The organism is Rhodococcus sp. 05-2254-5 (assembly GCF_002258575.1).
Taxonomy (GTDB): domain Bacteria; phylum Actinomycetota; class Actinomycetes; order Mycobacteriales; family Mycobacteriaceae; genus Rhodococcoides; species Rhodococcoides fascians.
This window is the reverse complement of sequence record NZ_NOZG01000007.1, coordinates 622,594-636,620: the sequence shown is the minus strand read 5'-3', so window position 1 is coordinate 636,620 and position 14,027 is coordinate 622,594. Positions and strand designations below refer to the sequence as shown.

Sequence of the window (14,027 nt, the reverse complement as noted above, 5' to 3'; positions counted from 1 at the left end):
GCACCACCCACGTGTAGTCACCCTGGAGATCAACTGTGAACAACGATTTCACCGCCACCGTGCTCGGTTCGGCTCGCATCGGACCCAACCGAGAACTGAAGAAAGCCGTCGAATCCTATTGGGCCGGAAAGCTCGACGCCGAGGCCCTCGAATCGGTCGCGAAGAATCTTCGTGAGAACGATTGGCACACACTCGCAGCCGGGCTCGATTCCGTTCCCGTGAACACCTTTTCGTACTACGACCAGATGCTCGACACTGCGGCCCTCCTCGGAGCGTTGCCACCGCGAGTCGAGGCGGTCGAAAACGAACTCGATCGGTACTTCGCCGCCGCCCGCGGCACCGAGACCATCGTCCCGCTCGAAATGACCAAATGGTTCGACACCAATTACCACTACCTCGTGCCCGAGATCTCGCCGGAGACCACGTTCTCCCTGCACCCGAACAAGGTGCTCGGCGAGGTGAACGAGGCTCGTGCACTGGGGATCCCGGCACGTCCGGTGATCATCGGACCGATCACCTTCCTGTTGCTGTCCAAGTCCGTCGGCTCCTCCGATTCGCTGCTGGGACGAGTGGACGAACTGATACCGCTCTACGCCCGTCTGCTCGAACTCCTCGCCGCAGCCGGAGCCGAGTGGGTCCAGATCGACGAACCGGCGCTGGTGCGCGATCTCGACGACGAGACCGTCGCAGCGGCGACCCGATGCTTCGAGCAACTCGCAGCCTCGCAGACCCGCCCGGCCATTCTGTTGGCGTCCTACTTCGGCGACCTGGGCGACGCGCTGCCCGCAGTGGCGTCCACCGGGATCGAGAGCCTGGCAATCGATCTGACCGTTCCCGGTGTGGCAGAGCAACTTGCAGCTACTCCCGCTACCTCGACGATGCTCGTCGTGGCCGGCGTCGTCGACGGACGCAATGTCTGGCGCACCGATCTCGACGCCGCGCTCGAGACACTGCACGAGGTCGGCAGACATGCGCGCGCAGTGGCGGTGTCGTCGTCGTGCTCACTGCTCCACGTTCCCTATTCGCTGGACGCCGAACCTCAGCTCGAACCGACACTGCGGTCGTGGCTGGCGTTCGGGAACGAGAAGATCACCGAGGTCTCGGTGCTCGCGCGCGCACTCCAGGGCGGAACAGCCGGGGAGAACGATCGATTCGTGTCGGACCGATTCGAGTCGGCCCGCGCGGCTCTGGATTCGCGGAGACACGATGCACGGCTGCACGATCCGACAATCCGTGCGCGCGTGACCAGTGCTGTCGGCCGTGACCGCAGCCCAGGAGACGTCCGCCGCGTCGTGCAGGCCGAGCATCTTTCGCTTCCTGTTCTGCCGACGACGACCATCGGCTCCTTCCCACAGACGAGCACGATCCGCCGCGCGCGGGCGGCGCTGCGCAGCGGAACCGTCGACGTGGCGGAGTACGTGCGGCAGATGCGCGCGGAGATCGCCGATGTCGTTGCACTGCAGGAGCGTCTGGGGTTGGACGTGCTCGTCCACGGCGAGCCCGAACGAAACGACATGGTGCAGTACTTCGCCGAGCAACTCGACGGTTTCGTCGTGACCGCCAACGGCTGGGTGCAGTCGTACGGGTCACGGTGCGTGCGACCACCGATCCTGTACGGCGACGTCTCCCGCCCGGCACCGATGACGGTGGAGTGGGCGACGTACGCGCAGTCACTGACCGACAAACCGGTTAAGGGCATGCTGACCGGTCCGGTGACCATTCTCGCGTGGTCGTTCGTCCGAGACGACATCCCGGCGGCCGAGTCGGCAGCTCAGATCGCCTCGGCGATTCGAGACGAGACGATCGACCTGGAGTCGGCGGGGATCCGCATCGTCCAGGTGGACGAGCCCGCGCTTCGCGAACTGTTACCGCTGCGCTCGAAAGATACTGCAGCGTATCTGGATTGGGCCGTCCGCTCGTTTCGTATCGCGACGTCCGGCGTCGACGACGCGACACAGATCCACACGCACCTGTGCTACTCCGAGTTCGGCGAGGTCATCGACGCCATCGTCGCCCTGGACGCCGACGTGACGTCCATCGAGGCCGCACGCTCGCGCATGGAGGTGCTCGACGACCTCACTGCGGTCGGCTTCGCACTCGACGTGGGACCCGGTGTCTACGACATCCATTCGCCGCGAGTTCCGACGGTCGCCGAGATCACCGAGTCGCTCCGCGCGGCGGCCGAGGCAGTTCCCCTCGAACGGCTCTGGGTCAATCCGGACTGCGGACTGAAGACACGAGGCCCGGCTGAGGTCGAGCAGTCATTGAGAAACATGGTGCTGGCCGCGGCAGCGCTGCGCTGACCCCATGTGAGCGGAACTTCGACCCCTGCTACGAAGTTCCGCTCACGTGGTCGCCAGGCTAGGGTTACCTATCCATGCCCGCTCGGTGAAAGAGATCGAAGTGAAACGTCTGCTCGTCGTCACTGCCCTCGTCGCAGTCGCAGCTCTGACCACCGTCGCGTGCGGCGACAGCGGCGGGCAGACACCGAGCACCGTCACCCCTCCCACCTCCAGCACCGACGCCGCATCGGACGCTCCGGGCCCCACCGGCATTCCCGACGGGATGGGTTCGGGTGCCGCCGACGGCGAGTTCCCGCGCACCGTCGGGCATTTCGGCGGATCCACCGACATCCCCGCCGAACCGAAGAAGATCGTGGTGATCGCCACCGGCCAGCTCGACGCCGCATTGACCCTGGGCGTTATCCCCACCGGTGCCGCCTACGGCGACGGAGCCGATCTGGTGCCCGACTACATCAGCTTCTCGTTCCCTCAGTACGCGGACCAACTGACGCAGATGGCAGATCTGGGCAACCGCCAGAGCGTCGACATCGAGGCCGTCGCCGCCGCCGAACCCGACCTCATCCTGGCCAACAAGACCGGCTCGGAAGACATCTACCCGACGCTGTCCGCCATCGCGCCGACCGTATTGACCGAGGGCACCGGCGTGAACTGGAAGCAGGACTTCCTTCTTCTCGCGGATGCACTGGGACGCACCGAGCAGGCGCAGGGGTTCCTGGACACATTCGCTTCCGACGCTCGCGCACTGGGTGATTCGGTCTCCAACGGCGGCGGGTCCGGGGGTGCTCCAACGGTGTCGTTCGTCCGCTTCACCGCAGACCGGGCACGCGTGTTCGGCGTCGCGTCGTTCGCGGGATTCATCGCCTCGGACGCCGGTCTGGCGCGTCCGCCCAGCCAGCAATTCGACAAGACCTCGCAGGACTTCAGCGAGGAAGAGATCCAGTTGGCGAACGCCGATTGGGTATTCGTCTCCAGCCAGGACGCGAGAGCCGATTCGAGCGCTGCGTCGTACACCACCAATCCATTGTGGACCGGGATGAGCGCGGCAACGCAGAACCACATCGTGCGCGTCGACGACGACCCGTGGTACCTCAACGCCGGCCCCACGGCGGCGACCATCGTGCTCGACGGCCTGAAAAACGCTCTGCAGAGCTGACCCCCATGTGAGTGACACTTCGTAGCAGGCTACGAAGTTCCACTCACATCGGGCGGATAGGTTGCGCACAACTTAAACGTGCACTACTGTTCTTCTCGTGACCAACGAACTCGCACTCGATCGTCAGGTGTGCTTCGCGCTGTACTCCGCTTCGCGGGCTACCACCGCGGTGTATCGCCCGATGCTCGACAAGTTGGGTGTCACGTACCCGCAGTACCTGGTTCTGCTGGTGCTGTGGGAGAAGGACGGGCGCGGCGTCAAGGACATCTGTGCCGAACTCGATCTCGACACCGGCACGCTCTCGCCGATGCTCAAGCGACTCGAAGGGCTCGGCTTCATCGAGCGTCGACGCCTGAGCAGCGACGAGCGCCGCGTCGAGATCCATCTCACCGAGACCGGAAGCGCCTTACGCGCTGAGGCACTCGACATCCCGCGCAAGTTGGCCGAGAAGACCGGCATGGACGTCGGCGATCTCGTCAAGCTCAAAGAATCGCTCGACGCGTTGACGAGCGCTCTCCATCACACCGATTCGCGCACGACAGAAGGAGAATCATGAAAACCATCTACACCGCAGAGGCACTCGCCACCGGCGAAGGCCGTAACGGCCACGCCCGCACCTCCGACGGACGTCTCGACCTCGATCTCGCCATCCCGGAGGCCATGGGCGGCAGCGGAAACGGCACCAACCCCGAGCAGCTGTTCGCAGCCGGCTACGCCGCGTGCTTCCACTCCGCACTGCAGATGGTGGCGCGTCAGGACAAGGCCGACGTCACCGATTCGGCTGTCGGCGCTCGTGTCGACATCGGCCCCAACGACGCAGGCGGCTTCCAGCTCGCAGTCACCCTCGAGGTGACCCTGCCGAACCTGAGCCGCGAGAACGCCCAGGCCCTGGCCGACAAGGCCCATCAGGTCTGTCCGTACTCCAACGCCACCCGCGGCAACATCGACGTCACCGTCACCGTCACCGAAGACGAGTAAGAGGAAACACCATGAAGGCACACGAAATTCACCTCGCGTCCCGCCCAGAAGGCTGGCCGACCGAAGACAACTTTCGCGCGGAGGTCGTCGACCTCCCCGAACTGCAGGACGGGCAGATCCTCGTTCGCAACATCGTGATGTCGGTGGATCCGTACATGCGTGGCCGGATGAACGACGTGAAGTCGTACGTCCCGCCGTTCCAGATCGATGCGCCGCTCGACGGCGGTGCCGTGGGCGAGGTCGTCGAATCCAAGGCCGACGGTTTCGCAGTCGGCGACGCTGTCGTGCACGGCAAGGGATGGCGCGATCTCGCCATCGTCCCGGCACAGGGAGCCAGCAAGGTCGACCTCGGCGCAGCCAAGGCATCGGCATACCTGAGCGTACTCGGAATGACCGGCACCACAGCGTATGCGGGCCTGACGGCCGTGGCGTCGTTCCAGAAGGGCGACGTCGTGTTCGTCTCCGGTGCCGCCGGGGCCGTCGGCTCGCTCGTCGGACAGATCGCGAAGGCGCTCGGCGCATCTCGCGTCATCGGTAGCGCCGGATCCCCCGCCAAGGTTGCGCGCTTGCTCGAGCTCGGATTCGACGCGGCATTCGACTACCACGACGGCCCTGTCGCCGAACAGCTCCGACAGGCAGCTCCCGACGGCATCGACGTGTACTTCGACAACGTCGGCGGTGACCATCTCGAAGCTGCTATCGGGTCGATGAACAAGCACGGCCGAATTGCCATGTGCGGAGCCATCGCTCAGTACAACTCGACCGAACCGACACCGGCCCCGCGCAACCTCGCCCTCGCCATCGGCAAGGAGCTGACGTTGAAGGGCTTCATCGTCGGTTCGTACGCGCACCTCACCGAGGAATTCCGCGCGAAGATGACGGATTGGCTCGCCAGCGGCGCAATCGAATTCGACGAAACGATCGTCGAAGGCCTCGACAACGCTCCGGCAGCCTTCATCGGACTGATGAAGGGCGAGAACACCGGCAAGATGGTCGTCACCATCTAGGTCGGGCCGGCACGGCGCGTCACCGCAGTCCACACCCCGGTCGGGAATTCCGACCGGGGTGTTTCCATGCGTGCACCGATTACAGTCGTTGCATGCCTGCCGCCCCACTTCCGTTGCGCGACGGCCTCGACCCCACCAGGGTGCGGATGCCCGACGTCGCGACCGGCGCAACGGTGCTCCAATATCTGTGTGCCCGCTTCCCGCAGGATGCGGCCAGGCTGACCGAGAAGGTGTCCGCCGGGGAGGTCGTCGATGCAGCGGGCGTACCGATCGACCCGTCGACGATCGCCGGCCCGCGTGCGGACATCTACCTCTACCGTGACCCACCGGTGGAATCGGCCGTGCCGTTCTCCCTCGATGTGCTGCACCGCGACGAGAACCTGCTCGTGGTGGACAAGCCGCACTTCCTCGCCACGACGCCGCGAGGCGCGTACATCGCACGCTCGGCGTTGGTTCTGCTGCGACGACAATTCGATCTCCCCGAGTTGAGCCCTGCTCACCGACTGGATCGACTCACCGCGGGTGTACTGGTGTTCACCGTGCAGCGGCAGGCGCGCCGGCCGTATCAGGAGATGTTCGCTCAGCGCACGGTCACCAAGCAGTACGAGGCAATTGCCCCACTGTCCCAGAATGTCGACTTCCCCCTGACGGTGCACAGTCGAATCGTCAAGGACCGCGGCGTTCTTCAGGCGCGAGAGGTACCGGGCGAGCCCAATGCCGAGACACGCGTCGAACTGGTCGACACTCTCGGATCGTACGGTCGATATCGGCTGCACCCGCGCACCGGGAAGACGCATCAACTTCGGGTTCATCTGTGCTCGCTGGGAATCCCGATCGTGGGCGACAACTTCTACCCGTCGTTCCGCGAGGTCGCCGACGACGACTACTCCGATCCGCTCCGCCTACTGGCTCGCTCCATCGAGTTCGTCGATCCGCTCAGCGGCGTGGTTCGACGGTTCGAGAGCAATCGGAGTCTCGATCCTCCTGCAGTGCAACCGATTTCGTAGTACCGGCTATTTCGTCGGCTCGGACGGTGATGCGGTGCGAGATGACCGCGAGCGCGAACAGACCGACCGCTACATTTCCCAGCGCAGCGAACCCCTCCTGGGCGAAATCCACGAGCGCGTTGAGCAACGTGAACACCAGTGCGGACACGCGGAGAGTGCGCAACGGCCACACGGGACCGCCCGTTCGCAACCGCAGCATCGCCGGCAGCGCCGTGGCGAAAGTGATGCAGGCACTGACGAACAGGATGCCGCTGGCGATGCCCATCCTGTCGACGTCGATCGTCAGGTCTCGGCGATCGATGAGCAGGTCACCCAGGACGAGCTCGACGATCCCGAACACGACTCCCGCCCCGGAGATCAGGACCAGTCCCCAGCCGACGACGGGAACCCAACGGGGACTGGTGAAGAACGCGGGAATCAGCCGTGGAACGAACTGGCGCATCGAGTGGGTACGCGATGTCGACCGGCGGCAGGTGCCGAGCAACAATCTGATTCCGGCTACGGTGTCCGGGTCGGCTCCGTCCGACTCCGCTCGCGCAACCATCCGCAGCGCCCAGTCGCGCCGATGCTCGGGAAGACCGTGCGCGACGCCATCCGCGGCGATAGCGGCCGCATTCGCCAGCGACTCGTCCCGCGACGGCCTGCGGAACTCCCGCACGATCCTGCTGAACACCAACAGCAGCACCACCAGGACGTACATGATCTCCGACGACGGGCCGTAGAAGTAATCGTTGTCCTTGGTGACGAACTTGCCGACCTCGTCGAGAAACAACCCGAACCCGATTCCGCCGAGCACCACGGTGAAGACCCGAACGCCGAACCCGATGAACATCCACCCGATCAGCAGAGCCAGCATCATCGCCGCCCCGCCGTACAGAGCGTGCGCGATGTGCAGCGACTTGCCACCGACCTGCGGGTAGTGCGTGAGCTCCAAATACGCCCTGGTGACCAGAATCGTGGCAATGGCCACCACCATGAAGGCCTCGGACGCGGAACTGCCGTAGGCATCGCGGACCACGCCGGTACGTTGCGGGTGCCCCGGAAGAGCGATCATGAACCGAGTATGAGCTTCCCGCCGTCGCCTCCGGGCTGTTTTCGCCTCTGCATTCCCGCGCGCCGCATGGGGGCGACTTGACAAATTCGTTTGCCGAAACTGCAATGGATCGATGACGGACGCAGAAACCACCCTCGACGAGCTCATCGCCGGCCTCGGCCCCCGCCTCAAGCGCATCCGGATGGAAAAGAACACCACCCTCGCCGCGCTGTCCGACACCACCGGCATCTCGATCAGCACGCTCTCACGGCTCGAATCCGGTGACCGCAAACCCAGTCTCGAACTGCTGTGGCCGATCGCCCGCGCGCATCAGATGGCGCTCGACGATCTGGTGACGGCTCCCCCCGTCGCCGATCCCCGGGTACGCACCACAGCCACGGTGCGCGAGAACGTCACCATCCTTCCGCTGACGCTCCGCCCCGGCGGACTGCAGGCCTTCAAACTGCTGATTCGTCCGGACGACAAGGAGCCACGCCCGCGGGTGCACGAGGGGTACGAGTGGTTCTACGTTCTCGACGGCACCCTGAGACTTATTCTCGGCGAACACGATCTGACGATGAAGGCCGGTGAGGCCGCCGAATTCGACACCCGGGTACCGCACTGGTTCGGCGCTGTCGGCAACCGACCGGTCGAGCTGCTGAGCTTGTTCGGACCTCAGGGCGAGCGCATGCACGTCCGCGCGAAACCGACTGTATGAAAAGTCATGTCGGTGTGAGACAGTGAAGCCCGCTCGACCCAGAATCCACTCGGTCATCCGCACCGACAACACCATCTCGAGGAAAAAGATGACCGACAGACTGCCCGATTCACCCGCCTCTCGTACCGACGTCGACATCGCGACCGGAGTGCTCATCGGTATCCACGGCGGCTCGGTGGCCGACGCCATCGACGAGTTGTTCACTACGGCGAAGAATCACCGGGTAAGTCTGTTCGAGCTCTCCCGCACGCTGATCACTGTCGCCGAGGGGCGCGACGTGGAGCAGTCCACGACAACGGACGCGGTGTACTCGATGTGGGGTTCGGCGCTGGGCCGGCGTGGAGCCGTGACCACGTTCGGCTTGGTCACCGGTTCCGCCGCAGTCTGATTCGGGCGGTCGCTATCCGCGGACTGCCGGGTCGGTCCGCAGTTCCGGGAATCGAGCCGTCATCGCGTCGATGTGCCGATACATCTCGTAGAGCTCGGTGCGGAGAGTGGATGCCTCGGACTCGAATTGCCTCGCGCGAGATTCGGCACGGTCGGCGCGAGCCCGAAATGCTTTGGATTGCGCAATTTCGATGGCCGCCGAACACGTCCGAATGTGTTCGGCCAGTCCTCGCGCGAACACTCTCGCCTGGGCAAGATTGACGTCGTAATTGTCGTCGCGCGGTGACGGTGCGCCGTTCGCTGTGCCCATGAAATGAAGTCGCCCTCGGTCGTCGGCCTCGATATCCTCCGACGAACTCTACGCTCGGATTCGAGCGACCCGTTCGAGAACCGCCCCTCCGAGAATCGCCATCACCCGAAGACGAGTGCCAACACCACCGACGCAGAGGTGGCAACGATGGCAAGGACGATGGTCGCTGCGATCGCACGTTGCCTCACGGTGCGGTAACCAGACGTCTCCAACCCGTCGTCGGCATCGTCCTCGTCGGCGGTACGCGCGGCATAGAAGTCGTCGGAGTCGACTCCGTCCTCGTCGAAATACACGACATCGCGCGGTGGGATCCAGCTCTGCCCATTGGCTGCGATTGCGGCTCCCAGTCGCTCCAGGCGCATCTGAGCCCGCACCGGATACCAATCCGAGGGCGCGTGGATGGGGAGCGATCGGGCGAGCATCAGCGGCGACCGGTACTGCTTCTGCAGTGCCGCGAACGCAGCGGACGCCGTCGGATCGTCGTCGGCCTTGTCGGTCAGAAACCACACGGCACCGGCCGCCGCACGATCACCGAGAAGGAGATACGTGTACGCGAGCAGTTCCAGAACCGCCGGCGACGACGGGTTGCGCGGCAAGGCGTCGAGGAGCCCGTTTCGTGCGGCGTTGGTGTCTCCACGTGCGAGATCGGCTTGCGCGCGAGCGATCACATCCACCTATCGAGCCTAACGTTGCAATCGAGCGCCGTCACGGGACAGTGAATACTCCGCAGACGACTAAGCCCCTCTCGACCGAAGTCGAGAGGGGCTTTGTCAGTGCTTGTCGATCACAACCGTGGTGGCCAGGGCCGGGATCGAACCGGCGACCTTCCGCTTTTCAGGCGGACGCTCGTACCAACTGAGCTACCTGGCCGGGCGGCACCGGTGAAACAATGCCATCGCAATGCCGGTGCTTTCACACCGATTCTGCGACCCTGACGGGACTCGAACCCGCGACCTCCGCCGTGACAGGGCGGCGCGCTAACCAACTGCGCCACAGGGCCTTGCTGTTGTTGCCGCGCTATTTCTAGCGCACCAACTCTCCGAACTGCAAATCTGCTTCTCGCCGGAGCGAGATGAAGAATGCTGTACTGCACATCGGATTGTCAATCCGATGCTTTCCTGCGTACCCCCTACGGGATTCGAACCCGCGCTACCGCCTTGAAAGGGCGGCGTCCTAGGCCGCTAGACGAAGGGGGCCCGCCGAATTGCTTCGACGCTACCCTCAACGGCGTTCCGTTGGGAGCTGGGATAGCTTAGGACACTTTCGCTGTAAATCTCAAACCGGCAGGTCAGAGGCAGTTTTTGCCTCGTTTTCGCCGAACTGCTCCCACCCGTGGAGTTCGAACTCGGCCAACCAACTATCCGACGCCATGGCAAGGAGCACGATCTCGACGGACTCCTCGAACCGCTCGCGTAGATCTGCGTTGTCGGCCACCAGATCCGACATGTAACGCTGACCCGCCATCGACGCGGCGAGTACCCGCACGAACTTGGCCGCGTCGAACTGCGGCTTGAGGTCTCCCATCGCCAGCGCTCTCTCGGCCTGCGCGTACCCCTGAGCGCCCCACACCCGGCCACCACCGGAGTGCACCTCCGCGTAGAACTCGGGTTCGACGATCAGCCGGAATTCTGCACGCACGATCACATCGTTCTGAAAGTTCTGCGCGATGTCGTCGACGATTCCCTTGATGACGTAAAAGGGATGCGCGGTCGAATCCGCCCATTTCTCGGAGATTGCGACATAACGGTCGAGTCCGGCCGCGAGCACCGCTCGGGCCAGGTCTTCCTTGGACTGGAAATGGAAGTACATCGCCCCCTTGGTGGCGTTCGATCCTTCCAAGATGGTGTTGACGGACGCAGCCGCATATCCGCGCTTGGCGAATTCCGCCGCCGCTGCCTCGACGATTGCCGCCCGGGTCCGCCGTGCGCGCTCCTGTTGTGCCATTTACTCCGTGCCTCCGAGCCCAAGCGCCCTGCATATCCACAGGTAGTACAAGTAGAGAGTACTTCACCCGAACGACACGCGACTCGACTCACCTGCGGTCCGCTACGACGCGTGCAGCCGACAGAAAATTCGGTTGGGTAACTGAAACAAGCCGAATGGTATTGTTCACCCGGCTCGAGTGCGCTGCAGGGGGTGCGCACTCGAGCCGCTCACGTACGTCCGCTCGGGCCAGGTCGGCACCGCCGTTCGAGCCACAACGCCGATACCGAGCATGCGTACGAATTCCGCCGAATGGCCGCCGGTCTCCCAGAGCCGGAAAGCAGTTGAATATCGAATTACATTCTGCACGAGCATCTCTCGAGGCACCTTCGTTTGCACCGCTCCTTAGCGCATGAAAACTGTTGCTGATCAATCGAATACGGCAAACCCGCTCCGTGAGGTCACCAAAAGCACTGTCTCATAATCGATATCAGCGGCGAAACGGTAACGGTTTCGACACATTCTCGGAATAGCCGAAGACGTAGACCACCTCGGGCATAGCGTGATTCGCATCACACATGATGCTTCGGCCGATCGGGGACGGGTGCACGCCATGAATCTATCGATCCGCGTATGTCGTTCGATGACAGTACTACTCGTGTCGTCGGCCTTGACGTTGTCGACGGCGCACACCGTCGCCGCCGACCCACTGACGAACTTCCTCGATCCCGTCGCCGATCCCGCCCTCTACCTGCCGACCCCACTCGGCGAGCCGTTCTTCGACCCGCCGGCAGGATTCGAGGAGCTCCCGCCCGGATCGGTTCTCGGCACCCGACGCGTGAGCGTCGGGCCGCTGTTCACCCCGGTCACCTCGACCCAGATCCTCTACCGCACAAGCGATTCCAAAGACCGACCCGTCGCAGCGGCGACGACCGTCATCGTGCCCGCCGCACCCTGGGCCGGTCCCGGCACGCGTCCCGTCGTCGCGTACAACATGGCCATCAACTCACTGGGCAACACCTGTGCACCGTCGTGGACCCTGCCCCGAGGTATCGCCCGGGAGATTCCAGCGGTGCAGGCGTTCCTCGCCAAGAACTATGCAGTGGTCGTCACCGATCACGAGGGTCCGCGGCAGGCGTACGCGGCCGGGCGCATGGCCGGCCATGCGGTGCTCGACGCGTTGCGCGCGATGGTGCGCCTCCCCGAACTCGGGTTGCCCGCGTCCTCCCCGATTGCCGTCACAGGCTATTCGGGCGGCGCGATCGCCACCGGATGGGCCGCTCAACTCGCCCCGTCGTACGCGCCGGAGGTCAATCTGGTGGGCGCGGCCTTCGGCGGTCCGCCGACCGACTACCGGATTCTGCTGACGTCGATGAACGGCAACGTCGCGTCGACGCTGTTCCTGTCCGCAGCGCTCGGGGTTGCCCGCGAGTATCCCGAGATGTTCTCCCTGATGAACGCCAACGGACTGCGCCTGGCGACCGTGGCCAAAGATCTCTGCATCACACTGCTCGCTCCCGGCGGACTGGTGGCACCGATACCGGCCCAGGCCCTGTCGGACGTGCCGAACGTCGACCGGACCGAGATCGCCGAACGCATCATCGCCGCGACCCGCATGGGCGGTGATCTCGCCCCCACCGTGCCCACGATGATCTACCAGGGCCGTCAGGAATTCTGGATTCCCCGGGAAGGTGCGGAAACGCTGTACGACGAGTGGTGCGCACACGGTGCCGACGTACGCCTCGAGGAGTACTTCGGTGAACACCTCGTCGTCGCGATCAGTGGCATTCCCGGTGCGTACTCCTGGATCGACGACCGCCTGGCCGGTATCCCCGCGCCGCAAGGCTGCAGCAGTTTCGGGCGCTGACCCCGAAACGCGGCACCGGGGGTGCATGACCGACACGGCTGCACTGCCCATTACACTTTCGATCCGCGCCCCTATAGCTCAGTTGGTAGAGCTACGGACTTTTAATCCGCAGGTCGTAGGTTCGAGTCCTACTGGGGGCACCACACACCCTTCCGCCGAACTGCATTCGGCGGCACCCGGTCCGTACACTCGGGGTAACGATCGGCCCGTCCGCAGCGACGTGCAGGGAGAACTGCAGCAGTCGCGAAGATCCCCACATCGGCCGATGTCGGTCGTCACGACTGCTCGAACAGCAAGTGAACAGCCGCGACACGGTTCACACCGAACCTACGGTGCCGTAAGCTGGACCGGTCGTACGCAATCTATGGAGGCGATCTAATGGCGAGGGATCTGACACAGCTCGAGCTTCTGCAAGAGCTGGTGCCCACTGCCGAGGACAACGTGAACCGTCACATTTCGATGGCGCGCGAATGGCATCCCCACGACTACGTGCCGTGGGACGAAGGCCGTAACTTCGCCGCGCTCGGCGGCAAGGACTACGACCCGGAGCAGTCCAAGCTCTCCGACGTCGCACAGGCCGCGATGATCACCAACCTGCTCACCGAGGACAATCTGCCGTCCTACCACCGTGAGATCGCCGAGAATTTCTCCCAGGACGGTGCCTGGGGAACCTGGGTCGGCCGCTGGACCGCCGAAGAGAACCGCCACGGCATCGTCATGCGCGACTACCTCGTCGTCACCCGCGGCGTCGATCCCGTCGCCCTCGAAGAAGCCCGCATGATCCACATGACCAACGGCTTCGCATCGCCCGCAGGTTCGCAGACCGGATTGCTCCACTCGGTGGCGTACGTGACGTTCCAGGAACTCGCGACCCGCGTCTCGCACCGCAACACCGGCAAGGTCTGTGACGACCCGATCGCCGACCGCATGCTCCAGCGCATCGCCGCCGACGAGAACCTGCACATGATCTTCTACCGCAACATCACCGGCGCAGCGATGGACATCGCACCCGACCAGACCCTCGACGCGGTCTCCGACATCGTGACGAACTTCGTCATGCCCGGTGCCGGCATGCCGAACTTCCGCCGCAACGGTGTGTTGATGGCCAAGCACGGCATCTACGACCTGCGTCAGCACCTCGAAGACGTCGTCTGGCCCGTGCTGCGCAAGTGGCAAGTGTTCGAGCGCAACGACTTCACCGCCCGCGGTGAGAACAAGCGCGAGGAACTCGCCGCGTTCCTCGAAGACCTCGAACGTCAGGCCACCAAGTTCGAGGAGATGCGAGATCGCTCGCTGGCCCGCGAACGCGCCAAGGCCGAAGCACGCGCGTCCTGAATTTCG

The 14,027-nt window shown here is 64.3% G+C and carries 14 protein-coding genes and 4 tRNA genes; 11 read left to right on the top strand and 7 right to left on the bottom strand.

Annotated features, from left to right (window positions below; translation table 11 throughout):
- Positions 1-35: 35 nt before the first annotated feature.
- The 6 genes from metE to CH278_RS08250 all read left to right on the top strand — a co-directional run bounded on the left by metE (position 36) and on the right by CH278_RS08250 (position 6,448).
- Positions 36-2,303, top strand: a complete 2,268-nt coding sequence (gene metE / locus CH278_RS08275; protein ID WP_032371319.1) for a 5-methyltetrahydropteroyltriglutamate--homocysteine S-methyltransferase — start codon at positions 36-38, stop codon at positions 2,301-2,303.
- Between the two features lie 100 nt (positions 2,304-2,403).
- Positions 2,404-3,456 carry an iron-siderophore ABC transporter substrate-binding protein gene (locus CH278_RS08270; protein ID WP_094621607.1) on the top strand — a complete coding sequence of 351 codons (1,053 nt, stop codon included), beginning with the start codon at positions 2,404-2,406 and terminating at the stop codon, positions 3,454-3,456.
- 97 nt (positions 3,457-3,553) lie between these two features.
- Complete coding sequence (locus tag CH278_RS08265; protein ID WP_032407643.1) at positions 3,554-4,012, top strand: MarR family winged helix-turn-helix transcriptional regulator; 459 nt, start codon at positions 3,554-3,556, stop codon at positions 4,010-4,012.
- Positions 4,009-4,434, top strand: a complete 426-nt coding sequence (locus tag CH278_RS08260) for an organic hydroperoxide resistance protein (RefSeq protein ID WP_027495882.1) — start codon at positions 4,009-4,011, stop codon at positions 4,432-4,434. Before CH278_RS08265 ends, CH278_RS08260 begins: the two co-directional genes overlap by 4 nt.
- 11 nt (positions 4,435-4,445) lie before the next feature.
- Entirely contained in the window at positions 4,446-5,441 is a 996-nt protein-coding gene (locus CH278_RS08255) for an NADP-dependent oxidoreductase (protein ID WP_094621606.1), read from the top strand.
- A 92-nt stretch (positions 5,442-5,533) separates the two neighbouring features.
- Positions 5,534-6,448: a pseudouridine synthase gene (locus tag CH278_RS08250; RefSeq protein ID WP_027495880.1), complete on the top strand. Its 915-nt coding sequence runs from the start codon at positions 5,534-5,536 to the stop codon at positions 6,446-6,448.
- Here CH278_RS08250 and CH278_RS08245 read toward each other — a convergent pair.
- On the bottom strand, positions 6,378-7,502 hold the full coding sequence (locus CH278_RS08245; protein ID WP_256991753.1) for a hypothetical protein: 1,125 nt from the start codon (positions 7,500-7,502) through the stop codon (positions 6,378-6,380). The genes CH278_RS08250 and CH278_RS08245 overlap by 71 nt on opposite strands.
- Before the next feature lie 112 nt (positions 7,503-7,614).
- On the opposite strand from CH278_RS08245, the gene CH278_RS08240 reads away from it, so the two are divergent.
- On the top strand, positions 7,615-8,199 hold the full coding sequence (locus CH278_RS08240; RefSeq protein ID WP_032365869.1) for a helix-turn-helix domain-containing protein: 585 nt from the start codon (positions 7,615-7,617) through the stop codon (positions 8,197-8,199).
- 88 nt (positions 8,200-8,287) lie between these two features.
- Positions 8,288-8,587: an ANTAR domain-containing protein gene (locus CH278_RS08235; RefSeq protein WP_143536230.1), complete on the top strand. Its 300-nt coding sequence runs from the start codon at positions 8,288-8,290 to the stop codon at positions 8,585-8,587.
- 12 nt (positions 8,588-8,599) lie between these two features.
- Here CH278_RS08235 and CH278_RS08230 read toward each other — a convergent pair whose 3' ends face one another.
- The 6 genes from CH278_RS08230 to CH278_RS08205 all read right to left on the bottom strand — a co-directional run bounded on the left by CH278_RS08230 (position 8,600) and on the right by CH278_RS08205 (position 10,840).
- The gene (locus CH278_RS08230) at positions 8,600-8,896 is read right to left on the bottom strand and encodes a hypothetical protein (RefSeq protein WP_032365867.1); all 297 of its coding nucleotides are present in this window, start codon (positions 8,894-8,896) and stop codon (positions 8,600-8,602) included.
- A 101-nt stretch (positions 8,897-8,997) separates the two neighbouring features.
- The gene (locus CH278_RS08225) at positions 8,998-9,570 is read right to left on the bottom strand and encodes a DUF6584 family protein (RefSeq protein WP_032365866.1); all 573 of its coding nucleotides are present in this window, start codon (positions 9,568-9,570) and stop codon (positions 8,998-9,000) included.
- A gap of 119 nt (positions 9,571-9,689) precedes the next feature.
- Positions 9,690-9,766 (bottom strand) — tRNA-Phe (locus tag CH278_RS08220).
- A gap of 56 nt (positions 9,767-9,822) precedes the next feature.
- Positions 9,823-9,896 (bottom strand) — tRNA-Asp (locus CH278_RS08215).
- A 123-nt stretch (positions 9,897-10,019) separates the two neighbouring features.
- Positions 10,020-10,092, bottom strand: a tRNA-Glu gene (locus CH278_RS08210).
- Positions 10,093-10,171: 79 nt separating this feature from the next.
- Positions 10,172-10,840, bottom strand: coding sequence for a TetR/AcrR family transcriptional regulator (locus CH278_RS08205; protein WP_027495877.1), 669 nt, complete (start codon positions 10,838-10,840; stop codon positions 10,172-10,174).
- A gap of 622 nt (positions 10,841-11,462) precedes the next feature.
- Here CH278_RS08205 and CH278_RS08195 point away from each other — a divergent pair.
- The 3 genes from CH278_RS08195 (at position 11,463) to CH278_RS08185 (ending at position 14,021) form a co-directional block, all read left to right on the top strand.
- Positions 11,463-12,686 carry a lipase family protein gene (locus CH278_RS08195; RefSeq protein ID WP_032365863.1) on the top strand — a complete coding sequence of 408 codons (1,224 nt, stop codon included), beginning with the start codon at positions 11,463-11,465 and terminating at the stop codon, positions 12,684-12,686.
- 67 nt (positions 12,687-12,753) lie between these two features.
- Positions 12,754-12,829, top strand: a tRNA-Lys gene (locus CH278_RS08190).
- A 235-nt stretch (positions 12,830-13,064) separates the two neighbouring features.
- Entirely contained in the window at positions 13,065-14,021 is a 957-nt protein-coding gene (locus tag CH278_RS08185; protein WP_032371327.1) for an acyl-ACP desaturase, read from the top strand.
- Positions 14,022-14,027 lie beyond the last annotated feature (6 nt).

Bases quoted from the DNA above. Each gene is read 5' to 3' on its own strand.
- CH278_RS08260 (WP_027495882.1), top strand. From the start codon at position 4,009: ATGAAAACCATCTACACCGCAGAGGCACTCGCCACCGGCGAAGGCCGT.
- CH278_RS08255 (WP_094621606.1), top strand. From the start codon at position 4,446: ATGAAGGCACACGAAATTCACCTCGCGTCCCGCCCAGAAGGCTGGCCG.
- CH278_RS08250 (WP_027495880.1), top strand. From the start codon at position 5,534: ATGCCTGCCGCCCCACTTCCGTTGCGCGACGGCCTCGACCCCACCAGG.
- CH278_RS08245 (WP_256991753.1), bottom strand. From the start codon at position 7,502: ATGATCGCTCTTCCGGGGCACCCGCAACGTACCGGCGTGGTCCGCGAT.
- CH278_RS08240 (WP_032365869.1), top strand. From the start codon at position 7,615: ATGACGGACGCAGAAACCACCCTCGACGAGCTCATCGCCGGCCTCGGC.
- CH278_RS08235 (WP_143536230.1), top strand. From the start codon at position 8,288: ATGACCGACAGACTGCCCGATTCACCCGCCTCTCGTACCGACGTCGAC.
- CH278_RS08230 (WP_032365867.1), bottom strand. From the start codon at position 8,896: ATGGGCACAGCGAACGGCGCACCGTCACCGCGCGACGACAATTACGAC.
- CH278_RS08205 (WP_027495877.1), bottom strand. From the start codon at position 10,840: ATGGCACAACAGGAGCGCGCACGGCGGACCCGGGCGGCAATCGTCGAG.
- CH278_RS08195 (WP_032365863.1), top strand. From the start codon at position 11,463: ATGACAGTACTACTCGTGTCGTCGGCCTTGACGTTGTCGACGGCGCAC.
- CH278_RS08185 (WP_032371327.1), top strand. From the start codon at position 13,065: ATGGCGAGGGATCTGACACAGCTCGAGCTTCTGCAAGAGCTGGTGCCC.